Source organism: Paraglaciecola sp. 25GB23A, assembly GCF_040012495.1.
Classification (GTDB): Bacteria; Pseudomonadota; Gammaproteobacteria; order Enterobacterales; family Alteromonadaceae; genus Paraglaciecola.
The window spans coordinates 421,144-442,124 of record NZ_JBDYKM010000001.1 but is presented as its reverse complement, the minus strand read 5'-3'; the positions used below and the strand labels follow the sequence as shown (position 1 = coordinate 442,124).

Here is a 20,981-nt window from a genome sequence, read left to right as displayed (position 1 = left end):
ATCTCAAATTTTATAAAAAAGGTGAGCTTGCGCTCACCTTTTTTATGCCATTTAACTTCTTATTCTGGATTTTGTACGGCTAACTGGCTTTGATGAAACTCATCTATATTGTTAATATTTTTTGCCCCTTCAAGCGTCACAAAATCCTTATCGCTAAATTGAGTACCCCGCATTTGCACTAATAATTGGCCAAAGGCCTGCCCTTTTTCTAATTTATTATAAAAATCGATAATGTCTTGGAGTGAAACGCTGTTCAGGGCATCGATAAGTTGAGCTCGTGTATCGAATTCATAATTTTGTTCCCGCCAATCACCAATGAATCGAGACATTTCTTCATTCAAATTTTTTGGTGGCTGAGTCAAAGAAATAAGCACACTGTTTTTAGTAGTCGCAAACTCTTGTGCTGAAACTTGTGACAATTGAGTTGTAAATTTCTGACGAAAATCGTTAATACGTGCATCTACTTCGGCCAAGCCTTTAGCAGGCGACTGAATATAAAAGGCGGTAAACATCTGCTCTTTATTGGTTTGACTGAAAAAACCCACCGCATAGGCTAGCTGCTCTTCCGTACGAATTTGTTTAAACAGGGCTGGCTGAAGCAGTTGCGATAATATCTCTGCGGTCGCCGTATCTTTTGCATTACGCTTTGACAAATAGGCTCTCACCAAACCCACATCGGTTAACTGCGTTTCTTCTTGCCAATTATATATTTGTCCTGCTTGCGGTTTGAATTTTGGCGACTCATAAATAGGCCCCACCTTGCGTCCCTTAGGCAATTCACTTAAGACCAATTGCGACATAGTTTTAATTTGCTCTTCACTGTAATTACCAAAGGCGAATACACGTAAATTAGCTTGCTGCAGAATTTGGGTCTTTAAAGCAGAAATATCAGACAACTTAATCCCATCAACCGCTGCCAACATCGTTTCATCACTAAATTCATCTAAAGCAAATATTTGGCTAAATTTAGGAAAAAGTTGATTGAGCAAAATGCCTTTGGTTTTACTGATGAGGTCTGATTTAAATGCCGCTTTAAAATTAGCTAATTCTTCCTCAGTCATTTGGTATTTGATAATTTCTTGGATTGCCTGCCCTAAAAGCACCCCTTGTTTATCACTAAATCCGTTAGTGGTAATGGATAAACCATTGAACAAGCTAACATTGAGCCCCATGCCCCCGCCAATTGCTTCATTTTGCAATTCAACTAAGGCTTGGCTTAAGCCTCGATTCAACAACTCAGCCATAACTTGATTACCCGCGCTGGCCTTAGTTACGCCGCTGTTTAAGTCCAAAGTGACTAAACCTTTAGGCTGCTCAAAGTGAGAAGAATGTCCTAAAAATGCGCTGTAGTTAGCTTCATTTACCAATTGAATGGGCTTGTCGATGTAACGAGGACTTACTAGGGTGAAATTTTCAGGCATCAATCGATTAATACGCGGTAAATTAAGCGTAATATCTTGACCTAAGGAACCCCATAATGCTTCTGTAGCAGGATCAATATCCTCCACTGAATAACGCCCGACAAAGTTTTCCATTGCACTATCTGTAACTTGCGCTTGATCAATATAAAAGACTCGGGCATTTTCCAAGGTTAATTGATCTAATACTTGCTGAATGGCTTGTGGGTTAAAGCGTTGATACTCGTAATCACTGCTTAATACGTATTCGGTTGGCAGGTGCTGTAAATCGGCAGCAATTTGCATGGCATAATTGTAATCATTGCTTTTCTCTTTAAAGCGGAAGCTATTACTTAACGATTGTTTTATCTCAGAAAAATACTTTTGATCGACACCTTTGGCCCTTAACAAATCAAGATACTGCAAGACTATTGCCATTACTTTATCTCGATTATTCAAACCAGTTTCAGTCAAATCAATATACAGATTAAAACTACCTGCATTGCCATATTCTTTAGCATCAAAGCTGGTATACAGGCCTTCACTTAAACCTAAATCTCTGAGCGTTGAAGCGAGGGTGCCAGGCATTTCGTTATTCAATAGATAGTTCACATAACCATTTGGCTTTACCGCAAATTGATCTGCATTATTGGCCATCACAAAGCTGATCCGCAGTTGTTTCATTTCTGTTTGCGGGGCGTAATGGACGATCTTTTTCAAGTTTTCGGCAGTGGCGACTGGCACAAGTACTTGGGGTGCAGGGGTTTGTTTATTGGGTATTAAACCAAAATAACTTTTAGCCAGCGTTTGCATCTCATCCAATGATAAATTACTGATCAGCACGGCTTTCATTAAATTAGCTGAATAATACGTTTGATAGAGCTTAACTAAGGCGTCTTGCAATTTAAGCTCACCTTTATCGGACAAGGAATTCAAGTTACCCCAGTTAAATTGGTGAATAGGATGAGCTGAATTCAAGGTTAGACCATCTAATTGACTTAACATAACCCAGTCATTGGGACTTTTCATAGACCACTCAGAGTGCACGGCATTGCGCTCTTTATCTGCATAGGTTTGGTCTAAGGTGGCTTCATAGAAAAAACCACTAAAACGCATTAAGGCCTCTTCAAAAGCGTCGTTATTTACCGCCATCATGTAATTGGTGTGGTCCAATTGAGTGTAGGCATTTTGTGTTCCACCGTTGCGGCTAATAAACTCGCTGTAGTCACCTACTTCTGGATGAGTAATAGTACCGAGAAACAACATATGCTCAAGATAATGCGCCAGACCACCAAACTCTTTGGGTTCCTGAAATGAACCCACGTTGACGCTTAAGGCCGCGGCCGATTTTTCGATAGTCGGATCAGAGACAAGTATCACTTCTAGTTGATTGTCTAAAATAATCGACTTGTATAAACGCTTATCGTTAGGACTTTTGACTATCTTCTGTTGCGGCTCGGGTAAAACAGAAACTACCGCTGGTGCTTTAGGTGCCACATTACTGCAAGCGCTTAACAGTAAAATATGGCAAATAGCTAAAATGATTGGAACAAATGAGGACTTGCTTAACATCATGAACGTACCTTGTAATCGCATGACAATCGAATAGGCTGGCAAATATAACTGACTTACTAGCTCAACGCCTGATTAATCTGTTAGTAAATATGTGTTCTCAATCTGTGTTCAGTGATAACAAAGCAAAAAAAAACCAGTTCGGCTAGACACTGGTTTTTATTTTTTCTGATACTAAAACTACAAGATGGGATCTTGATCGGCCCCTTCTTTTTCTATCACGGTTGGCATCAAATCGTCTCGGCTTACACCTAATTTTAAGGCCACCAAACTGGCGATATAAATAGATGAATAAGTACCGATGAAAATACCAAACAATAGGGCTGTAGCAAAACCATGGATAGTCGCGCCGCCTAAAAAGAACAAGGCAAACAAAACCAACAAGGTTGTACCCGAGGTAATCGTGGTTCGGTTGAGCGTTTGAGTCAAAGAAGTATTGATAATTTCAGTCGGCTCCATATTACGGATTTTTCTGAAATTTTCGCGGATTCGGTCAAATACAACAATGGTATCGTTTAACGAATACCCGATGACCGCGAGCACGGCAGCGAGTACCGTTAAATCAAACTCTAAACCAAGAATAGAGAATAAACCCAAGGTGATAACCACGTCATGGGCCAGAGCAATTACCGAGCCTAAGGCAAAGCGCCATTCGAATCGCATGGTGACATAGACGAGTATGCACAATAGGCAAATCAACATCGCTAAACCGCCTTGCTCGGTGAGTTCTTCACCTACACTGGCACTGACATAAGAGCTTCCACGCATTTCTGCGCTGCTGTCAGCTTGTTTTAATATGGCAATCGCTTTATCGCCTAACTCAGAGGGTTTGACCCCTTCACGAGAAGCAAGACGAATTAACACATCTTTGCTTGAACCAAAGTTTTGCACAACTGCATCATTGAATTCAGACGCGGCTAGTTGTTCACGAATAGTATCTAGATTAGCAGTGTCCTGATAGCCAATTTCAATCTGTGTACCCCCGGTGAAATCTAAGCCCCAGTTGAGTTGATTAATGGCCAGCGTAGTAAACGATCCAATAACTAATATTGTCGAAATGATTGCTGCTGGCAACGACAACTTCATAAAGTTGACGGTGTTTTTTCCGTTAAAGATTTGCATGGTCTGACTCCTAAATTGACAACTTGGTCAGACGTTTACCGCCCCACCATGCATTGACTATGGTTCGTGTAACGATGATGGCAGTAAACATTGAAGTAGCAATACCTATCATCAGCGTAATTGAGAAGCCTTTTATCGGCCCTGTACCCACGGCAAACAAAATCAAACCCGCAATAAAAGTGGTAATGTTGGCATCTAAAATAGTCGAGAAAGCACTGTCGTAGCCAAAATGGATCGCTTGCTGTGGACTGCGCCCATCTGCAATTTCTTCCCTTATTCGTTCAAATATAAGTACATTCGCATCCACTGCCATACCCACAGTCAATACAATACCCGCCATGCCTGGCAAGGTTAATGTGGCGCCCGGGATCATCGACATAATACCTATCATCATGACTAAGTTTAGGGCCAAGGCGATATTGGCAACAAAACCAAACTTTTTATAATAAATGAGCATGAAAACCAAAACCATAATAAATCCCGCGGCAATGGCTTCTTTGCCTAGTTTGATATTCTCTTTACCTAAGCTTGGACCGACTGTGCGTTCTTCAATAATTTGAATGGGTGCAATAAGTGCTCCGGCGCGCAACAATAAGGCCAAATTTTGGGCTTCTTTAGGAGAATCTAAACCAGTGGTTTCAAATTGATTACCAAAAACACCATTAATTCTAGCAACACTAATAACGGTACGTTTGGCTTCAAAAATTAATTTACCAGCTTCATCTCTATCGCCAGTCGCTTTGTACTCTATAAATACCACTGCCATCGGTTTACCTACGGCACGTTTGGTAAAGGCTAACATTTTAGCTCCACCTTTGGAGTCTAACTTAATCGATACCTTAGGCATGCCGTTTTGATCAACGCCACTAGTGGCATCGATAATGTGGTTACCTTCAACAATAATGTTCTTTTTCAATAACTGAGGAATACCGTTTTCATCAGGTAATAATTCAGAGCCAGGAGGAACACGTCCGGCAACCGCGTCACTGATATCATGTTCAATATCCACCTCACGATATTCAAGGGTGGCTGTCGCGTTCAAAATTTCTTTAGCTTTGGCAGTATCTTGAATACCCGGTAACTGCACAACAATGCGATCAGGGCCTTGTTTTTGCACGGTAGGTTCAGCAACACCCAGTTGGTTAACACGGTTACGAATGATGGTAATGTTTTGTTTTACTGCATAGTCCCGAGTTTCAAGTAATTTTTGCTCAGACATAGTGGCAAACAAAACCAAATCGGCTCTTTCAGTAAAAATGAAATCGCGGTTACGATCTTTTAAGAAAGTCTCGGCTTTTTCTAAGGTATCTTGATCACGGAAATATATTTCCAAGCCGTCTTCAAGTTGTTTAACGGTGCGATAACGAATATCTTCTTCACGCAAAGCAGTACGAAAATCGTTGTCTGAATCTTTAAGCGTTTTATCCAAGGCGCTTTTCATATCCACTTCCATCAAGAAGTGCACACCACCACGTAAATCTAGACCTAACTTTAAGGGTTCGCCGCCTAAAGCACTTAACCAACTTGGTGTATCTGGCGCTAGATTCATCGCAACGAAATAGTTTTCGCCAAGATTCTTTTCGAGGGTTTCGCGGGCAATTAATTGAGTGTCAGCATCTTTTACACGAACCAGTATTTGGTCACCTTCCAGCACAACACTTTTACTATCAATATTCGACTGGGTTAATTCATTTTTAACTCTTTCTACCAATTGAGCATCAACAACCGCGTTACGACCAGCTGAAATTTGCACTGCATGGTCTTCACCATAGAGATTGGGGGAGGCATACAAAGTACAAATGCCGATCACGAAGATCACCAAAATGTACTTCCATAATGGAGTTTGGTTTAACACAAGTTATTCCTTTCTTTTTGCAAAATTGGCTAAGCTCAAATAGGCGCTATTTGAGCTTAAACAAAAGGCCATTAAATGGCCTTCATTGTACCTTTTGGCAACACTGCTGAGACTGCTGACTTTTGAATAACAATATTTGTTGAATCATTTAAGCCAATTTCAATAAAGTCTTTATCTTCAGATACTTTGGTGATTTTACCCACCATTCCGCCCTGCGTTAAGACCTCATCACCTTTGCTTAACGAGGAAACAAGGTTTTTATGTTCTTTAACGCGCTTCGCTTGTGGACGGTATAACATGAAGTAAAAAATCAAACCGAACACGCCCAGCATAATCAACATTTCAAAACCACCACCAGAGCCACCAGCAGGAGCTCCTTGCGCATATGCATCAGATATAAATAAACTCATTTTTCTTCCTTATTGTAATAATATAATTAAAAATATAGATAAGCCGACTTTTGCGCCAACCTCATCATAAAAGCCTTTATAGATCAGGCACTGCCATGTTTTTTTGCGCATAAAAATCTGCCACAAAATCAGCTAAGCTCTCACTCGCTATGGCATCCCGTAACCCTTTCATCACTCTTTGATAATAATGCAAATTGTGAATGGTGTTCAATCGAGCCCCAAGTATCTCGTTGCACTTATCTAGATGATGGAGATATGACCGAGAATAATTTTTACAAGTGTAACAATCACATTTTTCGTCTAGCGGACCCGTATCGGTTTTATGAGCTGCATTTCGAATTTTCACCACACCTGCGGTGACAAATAAGTGACCATTGCGAGCGTTACGGGTCGGCATCACACAATCAAACATATCAATACCACGACGCACCGCCTCAACGATATCTTCTGGTTTACCCACACCCATCAGGTAGCGAGGTTTATGCGCTGGAATTTTATCTGCCATATGATCGAGAACCCGGATCATATCTTCTTTCGGCTCTCCGACTGAAAGGCCTCCAATGGCATATCCATCAAAACCGATATCTTCTAAGCCACGCAATGAAATATCACGCAGCCCCTCATACATGCCACCTTGAACAATGCCAAACAAAGCAGAGGAGCTATCACCATGTTCATCTTTACTGCGTTTTGCCCAGCGCAATGATAACTCCATTGACACTCGAGCTTCACTTTCAGTCGCCGGATAAGGGGTGCATTCATCAAAAATCATCACGATATCAGAACCCAAATCACGCTGGACTTGCATAGATTTTTCTGGCGTAAGCAGAATTTTTTCACCATTGATGGGCGAACGAAAAGTCACACCTTCTTCGGTAATTTTGCGCAACTCACCTAAACTGAAAACCTGAAAACCACCTGAATCCGTTAGGATCGGTTTATGCCAATGCATAAAGTCATGCAAATCACCATGTAGTTTGATAATTTCGGTGCCCGGTCGCAACATCAAATGAAAGGTATTACCTAAGCAAATATGCGCTCCGGTATCATCTAACTCTTCGGGCGTCATGCCTTTTACGGTGCCATAGGTACCCACTGGCATAAAAGCAGGGGTTTCGACTATGCCGCGCTCAAAAATAAGTCGCCCACGGCGCGCTTTGCCATCGGTATTATCTAATTCAAATTTCATTTAATCCACCCTGCTAACCGGAATACAGTCCAGTGCTCAATATCTGTGGCATAACATCGTTTCGATGTGATGCAAAAAAGTCGCAGGATTATATATGAAATGCGGCTATGAACAAAACTAATAGCCGACAATTCGATTTTAGAGTTACAAAGTGTACAAAATTCCAACGACTGCGATGCTAAGGTGAGCCAAAACAGCGATAATTTGTTGCAGCCCACATGCCCCAGCTAGATAAATTGAGCACTGTAATTGTTTTAGTTACTGGTTTTACGCTCCAAAAACATAGCATCGCCATAACTAAAAAAGCGATATCGCTCGGCTATTGCTTGCTCATACGCATCAAATATATGTTGTTTACCGGCAAAAGCGCTCACTAACATCAGCAAAGTTGATTCAGATAAATGAAAGTTAGTCAGCAAGGCATCTACTAACTGAAACTGATAACCAGGGTAGATAAAAATGCTGGTATCTCCGAAGAAGGGAGACAAAGGACTATTTTGTTCAAGAGAATGCTGAGCAGCGGATTCTAATGAACGAACTGAAGTTGTGCCCACTGCCACCACACGTTTGCCCGCAGCCTTAGCTGCTTGAATAGCGTCAATAACTGACTGACCTACTTCGGCATATTCTGCATGCATTTTGTGCTCTAAAATGTTGTCAACTCTAACCGGCTGAAATGTTCCAGCACCAACGTGCAAAGTAACAAACTCAATATTAACGCCCTTATCCCTTAACTCTTGCAATATAGCTTGGTCAAAATGTAAACCCGCCGTCGGTGCGGCTACTGCGCCCGGTACTTGATTGTAGACAGTCTGATAACGCTCTTTATCCGAATCTTCATCAGGTCGGTCTATGTAGGGGGGCAATGGCATGTGGCCAAACTTTTCTAGGATGGCCAATACCGGTTCGTCCGATAGAAATTGCAGCTCAAAAAGCGCGTCATGGCGGGCCAGCATTTCAACTTTCAGACTTGATTCAAGTAACAACTGGCTGCCTACTTTAGGTGATTTACTCGCTCTGATGTGGGCCAATACACGGTGCTCGTCCAGTATACGTTCCACTAATACTTCTACTTTTCCACCCGAGAGTTTTTGCCCTAAAAGCCGTGCCGGAATAACTCGAGTGTTATTAAATACAAGTAAATCACCTGCTTCAACTAGATTGACGATGTCTGTAAAGTGGCAATGGTCAATTTTGCCACTGTTGCCATCTAAGTGCATAAGACGACTAGCGGTTCTTTCAGGTGTGGGATAGCGAGCAATTAAATCTTCAGGTAATTCAAAGCGAAAATCGGCAAGTTTCATAGCTGTCTCAAAAAAGTTTATTGTTTATTTTACGTATATTTATCTATACCTGCAATCCATTCTGGATACCCAATCTAAGTTGATGTTGAGGTTAAAACCCTTAGACTAAGTTCACAGTTTATATTATTGACGTTTCTCCTAAGACTGTTTTTGCCCGACCTCTATTTGAGTGTCGGGCTTTTTTTTTATTTTGGGTAGAAATTCAATATTTTGGAGTACATGCTTAGCACCAATATATGGTTTTTTAATGCTGAATACGGGTAATCTTATCTAAATAGCCCATCAGAAAAGCAGAAATCACAAAGGTTAAATGTACAACCACATACCAAAATAATTTATCATTGCTGATATTATCAGCGTTCATAAACACCTTTAATAAATGAATCGACGATATAGCTACAATTGACGCAGCCACTTTATTTTTGAGAGAGCCGGCGTCCATTTTGCCTAACCAACCCAGTTTCTCTTTACCTTCTTCAATATCGATTCTACTGACAAAATTTTCATAACTTGAAAACATGACCATTATTAGCAGCCCCCCCACTAAAGACATGTCCACCAAGGATAAAATCACTAGTATCAGATCCGTCTCTTTAATACTAAACAAGACTGGCACTAAGTGAATAAGCTCTTGAAAGAATTTAACCACTAATGCAAAAAGTGCCAGGCTAAGGCCCAAATAAATCGGTGCTAATAACCATCGAGCATTGTAGAGTAAATTCTCTATATATTTTTCCATTCACGCTTCTCCGCAATAGACCTCAGTCTAATTAATTATCTAATTGTCGCCCTAAGTCGTTAAAGATATCAATAATCTCGTCTCGTTCAATGCGGCGCATATTAAGCACATACATGATTTGTAACAACAAATCCGCACCCATAATGCCCTTATTTACTTTATTTCTTAAGTTGTCTGCGCTTTGATTGACCCCTATGCTTAGCAGCCGGTCGCTCAAATCTTGATATTTTGTGCCGCGTTTTGACATTTCAGCTTTTAATAAACGTTGAACAAGTTGACGCCAATCGGCAGGACGAGGTTTATTTTCAATGGATATATTCATAAATATGAGTCTTTCAAGTTACGTTTTGTGATTTAGATTAAACCGCTTAATGTGACGTATAATTTACATTTAAAACAAATAATAATCAAATGTTGAAAATATATTTGACTATTTACTTTTTTACTGGCTAAACTATGACCCGTGATGTCATCGATGTACATCATTTAATGGTCATACGACTTACAGGAGAGTAACCATGACTTGGGATCTTAACCAACTTGAGGCCCTATTGGGTGATAACGCAGATTTAGTTGTGACTAAAGAACAAAATTGCTTGATGATCGCCAATAGCGATGGAATTGATGCGTGGCTTGCCATAAGTGGAGAACAAATCATCATTGAAACCTTATTATTTGCCAAAAGTGAGGTCAAGGACTGTGCGGTATTAAATGAAGAAATTCTAAAGACACACATGCTGTTCCCCCTCACAACCGTAGGTATTTCGCAAGTGGGTGGTGATGAATATTACACTGCGTTTGGTTCACTGAGCTCTCAGTCTAAAGCTGAAAGTATTGCTATTGAACTAAATACACTATTTCAAAATGTAGAAGCTTTTATTGACGCTTACCAAGTACATTTAAAATAATTGAGGAAAAGATTATGTCAGTTTGGAGAAAATTAGTCACCGCAATTAAAGGTGGTGCAACAGAAGCAGCCCAATCTGTAGTTGATGGTCAGGCAATTCGCATTCTTGAGCAGGAAATTCGTGAAGCGAAAGACGAATTACGTAAATCAGATCATGCAAGAACCCAAATTTTAGCGAAGTGCAAACTCGCTCAACAAAAGGTGGACAGCTTGCAAGGGTCAATTGAGCAATATGAAACACATGCTCGTAAAGCCATAGATACGGATCGTCAATTGGCCTTAGATTGCGCCCAGAAAGTTGCAGATTTGAAGGTTGAACAAGATTCTGAAAATCAGTTTCTTACCCAGTTCCGTCAATCAGAAAAGCAATTGGCCAATAATATTAAACAAGCCAAGGCTAATTTGAAAAGACTTGAGCAACAAGTTGATATGGTCAAGGCCACTGAATCGGTGCAAAAAGCACAAGTAGCGGTTTCATCACGCCACTTAGGCGCCAACAGTAAAATGAAAACGGCTACGGAATCGTTGCAACGAATCCAAGAAAAGCAAACGATGCGTACGGCAGAATTGCAAGCCGCAGAAGAGCTGGCTGCCGATGAGAGTAGTGACGATCTTGAAAAACGTTTAGCGGCCGCGGGAATCAAAGGTAGCAATGTTTCTGCTGATGATGAACTAAGCCGAATATTAGGTAAATGATACTAGTGCTCAAGTTAAATGATTAGTCGGAAGTTTCGCAAACTTTTTGCTAAAGTTTTCTCAGAAATGCGCTGGTACACTATTGTACTGGCGCTCACTTTTTATGCCTTGAGCACGTGGTTATTGCTATGGTTTGCGGGCGAAAAAGAATTAACCCAAAGTAGCGACTTTATTTATTGGTTGGTGGTCACCGGCTCCACTGTGGGTTACGGTGACTTTTCGCCTTCTACTGACGCGGGTAAATACTTAGTCGCTTTTTATATTATTCCCATGGGCCTCAGTATTTTTGCTTTAGTACTAGGTCGTATCGCCGCTTGGGTATCCGATCAATGGCAAAAAGGAGCAAGAGGTTTGAAAGATTTAGATGTTGACGAACATATACTAGTCTTAGGGTGGAACGGTCATCGTACCTTGCGTTTGTTAAAATTATTACTGCGTGAACGTGCTTCAGTAGAGGGTAATCCAACAATAGTATTGTGTGTTAGAGCTGAAATTACTAACCCCATGCCAGATGATATTGAGTTTGTTAAAGTCGGCACCTTTAGTAATGACATCGATATGGACAGAGCCTGTGTCGCTGCTGCCAAAGTGATCTTGATGGATAATCCTGAAGATGACCTCACCATGACTACCGCATTGTATTGCAGTCAACGAAATCCCCATGCGCAAATGGTTGCCTATTTTAATGACGAAAGCCTAGTGCCCTTATTACAAAAACATTGCCCCAATATTGAATGCACCCCGAGTGTTGCGGTAGAAATGCTGGCTAAAGCGGCTTTTGATCCCGGTTCAAGTTTATTACATCATGATTTGCTCGATGTGGATGAGGGTAATGCGCAATATTCAGTCACCTTACCCCCAGGCACACCCTCGGTTAAAGTTGCCCAATTGTTTATCGCTCTAAAAAGAGATTATCGCGCCACCCTGATTGGGGTAGCCAGAGCCCAAGACCGACTCAAGATTCAAGTTAACCCAGACCTACACGAAGAAGTGTTTGCTGAGGATAAAATATTTTACATTGCTGATGACAGAATTAGAAACTTTGATTGGCACGCGCTTGCTGGAGAAACTTATGTTTAGTCGTTTATTTGGTAAAAAACCGCCAGAAAAGGCAAAAACGCCAGAAATCATGGGCTTGTACCTTGGTGGTTCGTTTCAGATCGAGCCGTTAAAACTGCGCTTACTCGAGCCCCAATTAATTATAGATAAAGCCGCATCAACCCATATTATTCAAGCTGTTGGTGAAGTTGACTTAGATACGGGTGGCAAGATACTGCGCTTCTACACTGACGATGATGCTTATTTACAAGTTATTCTGGATGGCGGTGTGACTGAAAGTCATATAACTGATGTCAAGCTATGGTACTTTTACGAGACGAAAACCGTCGGTAGTGAAAAACAGTGGCAATCACTCATTAATACTGATATTTCACAACCGCAATATAACGTCGAGGGCTACACCTTTTCGCGAGTATGGGATGCAGTGGGTGACAACTCTCCGCCTGTGGCGATGACAGAGCGCACCTATGAAGAAGACGGTGACATAAGTGAAACCGATCAATTTGTAATGTTATACGAACGTAATTTAGACGATGATCAGGTTGAAACCCTGTTGGTCACTGGCGAAGAAAAATTAGTCAATGGTAACCTTGACCGCTGTTTAGTTATCAGCACTGGTTTTAATTTGACCCAAGGTGACATTACCATTAACGGTTAGTCACCTTTAATATTTAAAAACCCCAAATAAGAGGAGTCGACATGGAAACAATATTACATTCAATTGCGGGCTTAGGAAATTTTGCCATGTATTTTGCAATCTCAATAGCGCTGTTGTTTGTCTTCAAAATTATTTATGCCCTCGTGACGCCTCATGATGAGTGGAAACTGGTTAAAGAAGATAAAAATGTTGCTGCTGCGGTGGGTTTTGGTGGAGCAATGATAGGTTTCAGTATTGCCTTAGCAGGTGCCGCTACAAACTCTTTATCATTGGTTGATTTTATCATTTGGGGAATTGTCGCCATGATTGCTCAATCATTTGCCTTTGCCCTCTTACGTTTTACGTTTATGCCCAAAATTGCTGAGCGCATAAATCAAAATGAGGTCTCTGCCGGTACTATGTTAGCGGCGATGTCAATTTCTGTTGGGCTGCTTAACGCCGCCTGCATGACTTACTAGGAGGCAATATGCAAGCTAAGCTAAAACGCTCAAGGTCTATCAATCTAACCAGAATGCGCAAAAGCTTTACGGTTAAACCCTTGGCTTTGGGCATTGCAGTCATATTTTTAGCCGCCTGTGGAGAAGAAAAGCAAGACGCAATCATTTATACCAATGCAGATGAATGTGCCGACGCCAACCCTAACATGGTCGAACAATGCAAAACGGCGTATCAAGAAGCCATTGCAGAAGCACAGCGCACTGGCCCCAAATACAACTCAGCCAGAGACTGTGAAGCCGAGTTTGGTGCGAATCAATGCCAAGTGGTTCGCCAAGACAGTGGCTCGTTTTTTATGCCCTTTATGGCCGGCTATATGTTGAGTAATTTAATGTCTCCTAGAGGCTTTAATAGTCAGCCAATGTATACGTCTTATTCACCTTATTCTTCTTACCGTAATCGCTGGGTAGGCTCAGATGGTTATGATTTTGGCGACCAACGCCAACGTAAGATGCGCGTCAATAAAGAGGCCTTGAAAGCAAAACCATCCGTGACAAAAACCATGAGCCGAGGCGGGTTTGGCAGCAGTGTCAGAGCCAAATCAAGCTGGGGAAGCTCATCATCTAAAAGTAGTTGGGGCAGTTAAGTCCGGCTGAAATTATGTTTCGAATAGATATTGCAGAGCGTCATAATTGGCGCAAAAAGGCCGCCGAGTTTGGTTTTACTTTTCATACTATGCATGGGGAACCTTATTGGGACGAGAGTGCTTATTATCAATTTACTCTGCAGCAAATAGAACGTGATCTTGAAGGACCAACAGAAGAAATCCATCAACTATGCCTTGCAGTAGTTGACCTTGTAGCCAAAGACGATGAACTGCTGAGTAAATTTCAAATACCTGAGTTATTTTGGCAAGCTATTTTAGACTCATGGACCAACAAAGCCCCTAGCCTTTATTCACGTTTAGATTTTGCCTATAACGGTTCTGGACCAGCAAAGTTATTTGAAAATAATGCGGATACGCCTACATCCTTGTATGAATCTGGTTTTTGGCAGTGGTTATGGCTTGAAGAACAAGTTAATTTGGGCAGGCTTAGTAGACAAGCAGACCAATTTAATTCACTGCAAGAAAAACTCATAAAACAGTTTTCTAAAATCGCCCAGCATTACGATATTGATTCAATGCATTTTGCATGTTGTAAAGACACGATCGAAGATCGTGGTACCGTACAGTATTTACAAGATTGTGCTTTAGAGGCCCAGCTTCATAGTGATTTTGTGTTTATTGAAGATATTGGTATTAGCGAATGTGAACGGTTTACCGATTTGAATAACCGCCCTATTGAAACCTTATTTAAATTGTATCCTTGGGAGTTTATGCAAAGAGAGGAGTTTGCCCCTTTCATCATGCCCGCTCAAGTCAATTGGTTAGAGCCATTATGGAAATCCATTTTATCCAATAAAGCGCTATTACCGATGTTATGGAAGTTATTTCCAAACCATCCCAATTTATTACCTTCCTATTTTGAGAATGAACTGCACTTGGCCACAGAGCATAAATTAATTAAAAAACCCTTCTTTTCGCGAGAGGGCGCCAATATTAGTTTGTTAGATCAAGGTCGCACTATTATCGATGGTGACGGCCCTTATGGACAAGAAGGGTTTATCTATCAAAGTTTTCATGCCTTACCTACCTTCGGCGAAAAACACACCTTAATTGGCTCTTGGTTAGTGGACGATCAAGCAGCCGGTATATCAATTCGCGAGGATAAGTCACTTATCACTCAGGATTTATCCCGTTATTTGCCTCATATTATTTTGTGACAATTTGACACGTCTTTTAAACACAAATACGCTCAGAATATGACTGAAGTTAACAGGCATAATTAAATTGGCTTATATGAATATACGTTGGAAAAATTTAGATACAACACAACAAATAAAGTGGGTCCTGTTAGTCCTCGCTGTCATTTCTGCCATTGAGGTTATCAATCTATTAAGCGGTCGCTCTCTGAATCAATTTGGCAATATTCCGCGTTATGTTCCTGGGCTTAAAGGCATCATTTTTGGGCCTTTTTTACATGGTAGTTTGCAACATTTTTTCGCTAATATTATCCCTTTAGGTATCTTCACTTATTTAACACTGCAATACGGCGCTAAACGCTATTGGCTTGTGACTGTATGGATTGTTCTGCTGTCAGGTTTATTAGTGTGGCTGTTTGGACGCTCTGCCAGCCATATTGGTGCCAGCGGGCTCATTTATGGTTATTTTGGCTTTTTATTACTGGCAGGCTTTTTAAGTAAAAGTGTTAAATTACTGGCTATTTCTATTATTGTGGCCTTCTTTTACGGCGGACTCATTTTTGGGGTTATGCCAACCACCCCATTTGTATCGTGGGAATCCCATCTATTTGGATTTATTGCTGGCGTCATTGCCGCTAGGTTATGGGCTAAACCAACAAAATAAGCTGAACTATGAATAAGTAGCACCGATCACGAGGCACAGTTCAGCTTAAATCAAATTATTGGTAGGTCTACCTTTAGAATAACCATATAATGCAGCTGAAATTAGCGTTTTTAAATAGGGTTTAAATGAGCGAAAATATCGAAAAAAAACCAGGCGGAATGTTAGGTAACTTAGCCTTTAACATTATCATTCCTGTGTTGATCATGACCAAACTAAGTGGTGAAGACAGTTTAGGGCCGGCTTGGAGCATTGTTGTTGCGTTAATTTTCCCAATTGGCTTTGGTTTATGGGACTTAAAACAATCAGGCAAAGTGAACGCATTCTCAATTTTAGGTATTGTTAGCGTTATTTTAACCGGCGGTATCAGTTTGTTACAATTGCCCGCTGAATATATCGCGATTAAAGAAGCGGCTATACCGGCATTAATTGGCTTAGCAGTATTGATTACTCAACGCACTAGTAAGCCATTGCTAAAAGTATTTGTACTCAACGAGCAGATTGTAAATTGGCATAATTTAAATAAGTCACTCGAAGAAACGGGTACAGCTGACTTATTCGAGAAAAAGCTAGCGATCAGTTCGTATATTGTTGCCGGGTCATTTTTTCTGTCATCAGCACTCAACTATATCCTGGCTAAGGTCATATTGGTTAGCCCTCCTGGCACCACTGAATATACTGAAGAACTTGGCCACATGACGGCGTTAAGCTACCCTGTTATCGTGATCCCCAGCATGATCATGCTGCTTGGCGCCTTGTGGTATGTGTTTGCACAAATCAAGAAACTAACTGGTCAAGATCTCGACCACTTCTTAGCTGAAACTAAGTAAAAGCTAAGATTATCCCTCAGGATTAAAACCCAAAAAAGCCAGTGGAAACTGGCTTTTTTGTTCACTCAATATAAATCTGAGCGATTACTTTTGGCCCAGTAAACTGAATATTTTTTTGGCAATATCAGTATTATCTAAATGGCCCTTAAACAGCTCTTTACCTGGCCCCTTGGCAAATATTTGCACATCTAGGCCAGTATGACCCGTGGTTGTCCAACCGGTAAAACTGCGTTGATCTAGGATAGATTTTAGCGCCTTATAAAACACTTTATAGTCATTTGACTTAATATTACTTAATTGAGTTTGTTCATCCTGATTTAATGCAAAACCAAGTTGTTCATTTGCGGTTGCGCTACGGTCTTTGCTGTCTACTAGCATCTTAGCGATATTGGTTGGCGAACTTTTAAGATTTTTTAACCAAGTAGGCTCCCAGTTATATTCTCCATTTGCCCCAATTGTCATACCGCCGGTACTATGATCAGCCGTTACCACAAACAAAGTATCAGGATGACTGTCAACGTATTGTAACATCCATTCTAAACTTATAGCTAAGTCATGCATCTCGCCCATTGATGCGGCAATATCGTTAGAATGCCCGCCCCAATCTATTTGACTTCCTTCAACCAATAAAAAGAAACCTTTATCGTTCTCTAATTGCTTAACTGCCGCTTTAACCAACGAAGGTAAACGCTGTTTATCTTGTTCGTCTAAGGCCCAAGGTAGACCGACATCAGCAAACAAACCTAACAAGGGTGTTTTAGCCTTAATGTTGTCTAACTGTTGACGATCATCAATATACTGGTAACCAGCCGCTTTAAACTCTTCGACTAAATTACGGTCGTCACGAATGAAATACTTCCAACCGCCACCTAACATAACGTCAAGCCTATATTGGCCATTAATTTTATCATCAAAGTAGCTATCAGCTATTTCATCATAATTTTGACGGCTAATGTTATGCACAGCAAAGCCTGCAGGTGTAGCGTGATTAATCTGCGAAGTCACAGCTACCCCTGTTTTAAGCCCATTTTGCTTGGCATATTCAAGCACTGTTAATACAGGCTGTTTATTTACATCTACGGCAATGGCACCATTGTAGGTTTTAACACCTGTAGAGAGTGCTGTAGCGCCTGCAGCCGAGTCAGTGACAAATCCTTGTGAATGAGCAGGATGGGTACTTGCCATACCGACTAGTAATTGGTCAAAGATGGTTAACTCGACTTCTGGCGTGCTTTTGTCATCCATAAACATTCGATAAGCAGTTGTGTACTCTGGGCCCATGCCATCACCCACTACCATAATAATATTTTTCGGCATTGGATTGGCATAAATTGGCGCACACAAACAGGCTAAAAGTAAAATTGCACTCTTTTTCATCAATTCTCCAAGAGAGTTCATTATATTTATCAGATAGGAGTATAAGCTAGGTCTGATAGCAATGGGTAAGGAAAACAAACCTGTTTACACTTTTTAAGTATATTGGCTGCCAATAGGCTGAAAGAGTTTACTGCTAAAGATGAATCAATCCGCTAAGTCGAGTATCTGACGCATGCGTTGTTGTACCACTTCAACCAATAAATCAGGTTGAAACTTCGAGATTAAACGATCACATCCGACTTTTTCTACCATTGCTTCATTAAAGCTGCCACTCAACGAAGTATTAAGTGCAATAAACAGGTCGCTCATTCGAGGATCTTGGCGTATTTCAGCGGTTAAACGATAACCATCCATTTCTGGCATCTCGGCATCAGTAAACATCATTAAAATTTCATCCGTGACTTTCTTACCTTCATCGGCCCATTGCCTCAATTTTGTTAAAGCCTTCAAGCCATCTTTTTCTTCAAGAATAACAATACCTAGTTGCTGTAATGTTTCTCTAATCTGCCAGCGGGCCGTCGCAGAATCGTCAACAATTAATACCTTTTTACCTTTCAAATATTCGGAAACAGGATCTTCTAGAATATTTGCTGAAATAGTCGTGTCGTATTCAATGATTTCAGCCAAGACTTTTTCAACATCAATAATTTCAACGAGCTCTCGCTTACCATCAATATCGACTTGGGTGATGGCGGTCAAATAATGATTTTTTCCTGCAGTAGATGGGGGTGGTTGAATATCGCTCCATGAGGTATTGATGATATTCATTACCTGACCTATCAAGAATCCCTGAACACTACGATTGTATTCAGTAATGATGACATTAGCCGGTTTATATTCTGAATTGTCATTCATTTTTATGGCGGCACGTAAATCGATTATGGGTATCGAAGCGCCGCGATAATTAGTCACACCTTTAAGATGGGCGTGAGAGCCAGGCAGTTGATTCAACGAAGGTACGGTTATAACTTCGCGTACTTTGAATACATTGAGCGCAAAGGTATGACGGGTACCCAGTTTAAACATCAATATTTCTAGTCTATTTTCACCCACTAACTGGGTTCGTAAGTCTATAGATGCTAATAACTCAGACATATCTTTTCACCATTGGATGCACTAACTCCTGTTAATAGTTGGATATTAAGCTAGATTCACAATAAACAATAGTAGTCACTGAATAGACTAAATACCTAATTGTTTATCGAAGACTTCCACCATTCATTCACATAGTGAATACTGAAAATGAAATATATACACTATTTATATGGTGTTATTTTAGCATAGGATAGCTTCATCGCGGTGGACAAATACCAAAATATGTCTTCCATGCTGATTAACTCTACAATAAAAGGAACATCCTTATGTCACAGTATCAAAAAGATATGACTGCAGTTGAACAACTTGTTTCCAAGCAACACGGCACTTGGAACGCTATTAGTCCAGCTTATGTCGCTCGCATGAAAATGCAAAATCGCTTTAAAACAGGATTGGATATCGCTAAATATACTGCGGCAATTATGCGTAAAGACATGGCTGATTATGATAAAGATCCTGCTCAATACACACAATCACTAGGTTGCTGGCATGGATTTATTGGCCAACAAAAAATGTTGGCGGTTAAAAAGCACCATGGTACTACCGATAAAAGTTACCTCTATCTCTCAGGTTGGATGGTAGCAGCACTGCGCTCTGAATTTGGTCCATTACCTGACCAATCGATGCACGAAAAAACCACTGTACCTGCATTAATCGAAGAGCTTTACACCTTTTTACGCCAAGCGGATGCACGTGAATTAGGTGAACTATTTCAAAAACTCGACAAAACTGCAGTTAATACACCAGAGCATAGTGCTGTTTTGCAAGAAATCGAAAACTATCAAACTCATGTTGTGCCAATTATTGCAGATATCGATGCCGGTTTTGGTAACGAAGAGGCAACCTATCTATTAGCTAAGAAAATGATTGAAGCAGGGGCTTGCTGTATTCAAATTGAAAATCAAGTTTCTGATGCTAAACAGTGCGGCCACCAAGATGGCAAGGTCACCGTGCCACACGAAGATTTCTTAGCAAAAATAAATGCAGTTCGTTACGCCTTTTTAGAGATGGGTGTGGATGACGGAGTGATTGTTGCTCGCACCGATTCATTGGGCGCAGGCTTAACCCAGAAAATCCCCGTTTCTCAAAAGCCTGGCGACTTGGCCACTCAGTACAACAACTTTCTTGAGACCTCAAAAGTCGACTCTATTGATGATTTAAAGGAAGGTGATTCAGTTCTAAAACAAAACGGGCAACTTGTTAAGCCAGTGCGTTTGCCTAATGGATTATACAAATTTAAAGAGAACAGCGGTTTTGACCGAGTAGTACTAGACTGTGTTACTTCACTTCAAAATGGTGCTGATCTTTTGTGGATTGAAACTGAAAAACCTCATGTCGGCCAAATTGGTGACATGGTAAAAGCAATCAGAAAAACCATTCCAAACGCTAAGTTGGTTTATAACAATTCACCATCGTTTAACTGGACACTAAATTTCCGTCAGCAAATCTTTGATTTATGGGTAGAAGCAGGAAAAGATGTAAGTGCTTACCAACGCGATAAGTTAATGTCTGCAAGCTATGATGAAACTGAGTTAGCAACTGAAGCTGATAGTAAAATTAGAACCTTCCAAGCCGATGCGGCGCGTGAAGCGGGTATTTTCCATCATCTAATTACATTACCGACTTACCATACTGCTGCACTTTCAACAGACAATTTGGCTAAAGGTTACTTTGGTGAAGAAGGCATGTTGGCTTATGTCAAAGGTGTGCAAAGACTAGAAATTCGTCAAGGCTTGGCTTGTGCTAAACACCAAGCCATGGCTGGGTCAAACTTAGGTGACGATCACAAAGAATATTTTTCAGGTGAACAGGCTCTTAAAGCGTCTGGTAAAGACAACACTATGAACCAATTTGATATGGTTTCTTAAGCTT

At 40.8% G+C, this 20,981-nt stretch carries 20 protein-coding genes; 10 read left to right on the top strand and 10 right to left on the bottom strand.

Annotation, left to right across the window (positions count from 1 at the left end):
* Positions 1-59: 59 nt before the first annotated feature.
* The 8 genes from ABKW31_RS01860 to ABKW31_RS01825 all read right to left on the bottom strand — a co-directional run bounded on the left by ABKW31_RS01860 (position 60) and on the right by ABKW31_RS01825 (position 9,910).
* Positions 60-2,972 (bottom strand): insulinase family protein, encoded by a 2,913-nt coding sequence (locus ABKW31_RS01860; protein WP_348614490.1) that lies wholly within the window; start codon positions 2,970-2,972, stop codon positions 60-62.
* A 177-nt stretch (positions 2,973-3,149) separates the two neighbouring features.
* Entirely contained in the window at positions 3,150-4,091 is a 942-nt protein-coding gene (secF, locus tag ABKW31_RS01855; RefSeq protein ID WP_348614489.1) for a protein translocase subunit SecF, read from the bottom strand.
* A 10-nt stretch (positions 4,092-4,101) separates the two neighbouring features.
* Positions 4,102-5,946, bottom strand: coding sequence for a protein translocase subunit SecD (gene secD, locus ABKW31_RS01850; protein WP_348614487.1), 1,845 nt, complete (start codon positions 5,944-5,946; stop codon positions 4,102-4,104).
* 71 nt (positions 5,947-6,017) lie between these two features.
* Positions 6,018-6,356, bottom strand: coding sequence for a preprotein translocase subunit YajC (yajC, locus tag ABKW31_RS01845; RefSeq protein WP_348614486.1), 339 nt, complete (start codon positions 6,354-6,356; stop codon positions 6,018-6,020).
* Between the two features lie 76 nt (positions 6,357-6,432).
* On the bottom strand, positions 6,433-7,545 hold the full coding sequence (gene tgt / locus ABKW31_RS01840; protein ID WP_348614484.1) for a tRNA guanosine(34) transglycosylase Tgt: 1,113 nt from the start codon (positions 7,543-7,545) through the stop codon (positions 6,433-6,435).
* 254 nt (positions 7,546-7,799) lie between these two features.
* Complete coding sequence (gene queA / locus ABKW31_RS01835; protein WP_348614483.1) at positions 7,800-8,849, bottom strand: tRNA preQ1(34) S-adenosylmethionine ribosyltransferase-isomerase QueA; 1,050 nt, start codon at positions 8,847-8,849, stop codon at positions 7,800-7,802.
* Between the two features lie 244 nt (positions 8,850-9,093).
* Positions 9,094-9,588, bottom strand: a complete 495-nt coding sequence (locus tag ABKW31_RS01830) for a TIGR00645 family protein (protein ID WP_348614482.1) — start codon at positions 9,586-9,588, stop codon at positions 9,094-9,096.
* 31 nt (positions 9,589-9,619) lie between these two features.
* Positions 9,620-9,910, bottom strand: coding sequence for a DUF6471 domain-containing protein (locus ABKW31_RS01825; RefSeq protein ID WP_348614481.1), 291 nt, complete (start codon positions 9,908-9,910; stop codon positions 9,620-9,622).
* A gap of 196 nt (positions 9,911-10,106) precedes the next feature.
* Here ABKW31_RS01825 and ABKW31_RS01820 point away from each other — a divergent pair, with 196 nt between their 5' ends.
* The 9 genes from ABKW31_RS01820 (at position 10,107) to ABKW31_RS01780 (ending at position 16,637) form a co-directional block, all read left to right on the top strand.
* Entirely contained in the window at positions 10,107-10,496 is a 390-nt protein-coding gene (locus ABKW31_RS01820; RefSeq protein ID WP_348614479.1) for a YjfI family protein, read from the top strand.
* 14 nt (positions 10,497-10,510) lie between these two features.
* The gene (locus ABKW31_RS01815) at positions 10,511-11,191 is read left to right on the top strand and encodes a PspA/IM30 family protein (RefSeq protein ID WP_348614478.1); all 681 of its coding nucleotides are present in this window, start codon (positions 10,511-10,513) and stop codon (positions 11,189-11,191) included.
* A gap of 21 nt (positions 11,192-11,212) precedes the next feature.
* Positions 11,213-12,271 carry a potassium channel family protein gene (locus ABKW31_RS01810; protein WP_348615175.1) on the top strand — a complete coding sequence of 353 codons (1,059 nt, stop codon included), beginning with the start codon at positions 11,213-11,215 and terminating at the stop codon, positions 12,269-12,271.
* Entirely contained in the window at positions 12,264-12,908 is a 645-nt protein-coding gene (locus ABKW31_RS01805) for a YjfK family protein (protein ID WP_348614477.1), read from the top strand. The genes ABKW31_RS01810 and ABKW31_RS01805 overlap by 8 nt, the downstream gene beginning before the upstream one ends.
* A gap of 41 nt (positions 12,909-12,949) precedes the next feature.
* Complete coding sequence (locus tag ABKW31_RS01800) at positions 12,950-13,366, top strand: DUF350 domain-containing protein (protein WP_348614476.1); 417 nt, start codon at positions 12,950-12,952, stop codon at positions 13,364-13,366.
* An 8-nt stretch (positions 13,367-13,374) separates the two neighbouring features.
* Positions 13,375-13,989: a DUF1190 family protein gene (locus ABKW31_RS01795; RefSeq protein WP_348614475.1), complete on the top strand. Its 615-nt coding sequence runs from the start codon at positions 13,375-13,377 to the stop codon at positions 13,987-13,989.
* A gap of 14 nt (positions 13,990-14,003) precedes the next feature.
* Entirely contained in the window at positions 14,004-15,167 is a 1,164-nt protein-coding gene (locus tag ABKW31_RS01790) for a glutathionylspermidine synthase family protein (RefSeq protein WP_348614474.1), read from the top strand.
* Between the two features lie 76 nt (positions 15,168-15,243).
* The gene (locus tag ABKW31_RS01785; RefSeq protein ID WP_348614472.1) at positions 15,244-15,810 is read left to right on the top strand and encodes a rhomboid family intramembrane serine protease; all 567 of its coding nucleotides are present in this window, start codon (positions 15,244-15,246) and stop codon (positions 15,808-15,810) included.
* 125 nt (positions 15,811-15,935) lie between these two features.
* A complete protein-coding gene (locus ABKW31_RS01780; protein ID WP_348614470.1) occupies positions 15,936-16,637 on the top strand; it encodes a VC0807 family protein in 702 nt (233 codons plus the stop codon).
* An 84-nt stretch (positions 16,638-16,721) separates the two neighbouring features.
* Here the strand turns inward: ABKW31_RS01780 and ABKW31_RS01775 are convergent, their stop codons facing one another.
* On the bottom strand, positions 16,722-18,014 hold the full coding sequence (locus ABKW31_RS01775) for an alkaline phosphatase (RefSeq protein WP_348614468.1): 1,293 nt from the start codon (positions 18,012-18,014) through the stop codon (positions 16,722-16,724).
* Positions 18,015-18,158: 144 nt separating this feature from the next.
* Positions 18,159-19,109, bottom strand: a complete 951-nt coding sequence (locus ABKW31_RS01770; RefSeq protein WP_348614466.1) for a chemotaxis protein CheV — start codon at positions 19,107-19,109, stop codon at positions 18,159-18,161.
* 266 nt (positions 19,110-19,375) lie between these two features.
* On the opposite strand from ABKW31_RS01770, the gene ABKW31_RS01765 reads away from it, so the two are divergent.
* On the top strand, positions 19,376-20,977 hold the full coding sequence (locus ABKW31_RS01765) for an isocitrate lyase (RefSeq protein ID WP_348614465.1): 1,602 nt from the start codon (positions 19,376-19,378) through the stop codon (positions 20,975-20,977).
* The last annotated feature ends 4 nt before the right edge of the window (positions 20,978-20,981 follow it).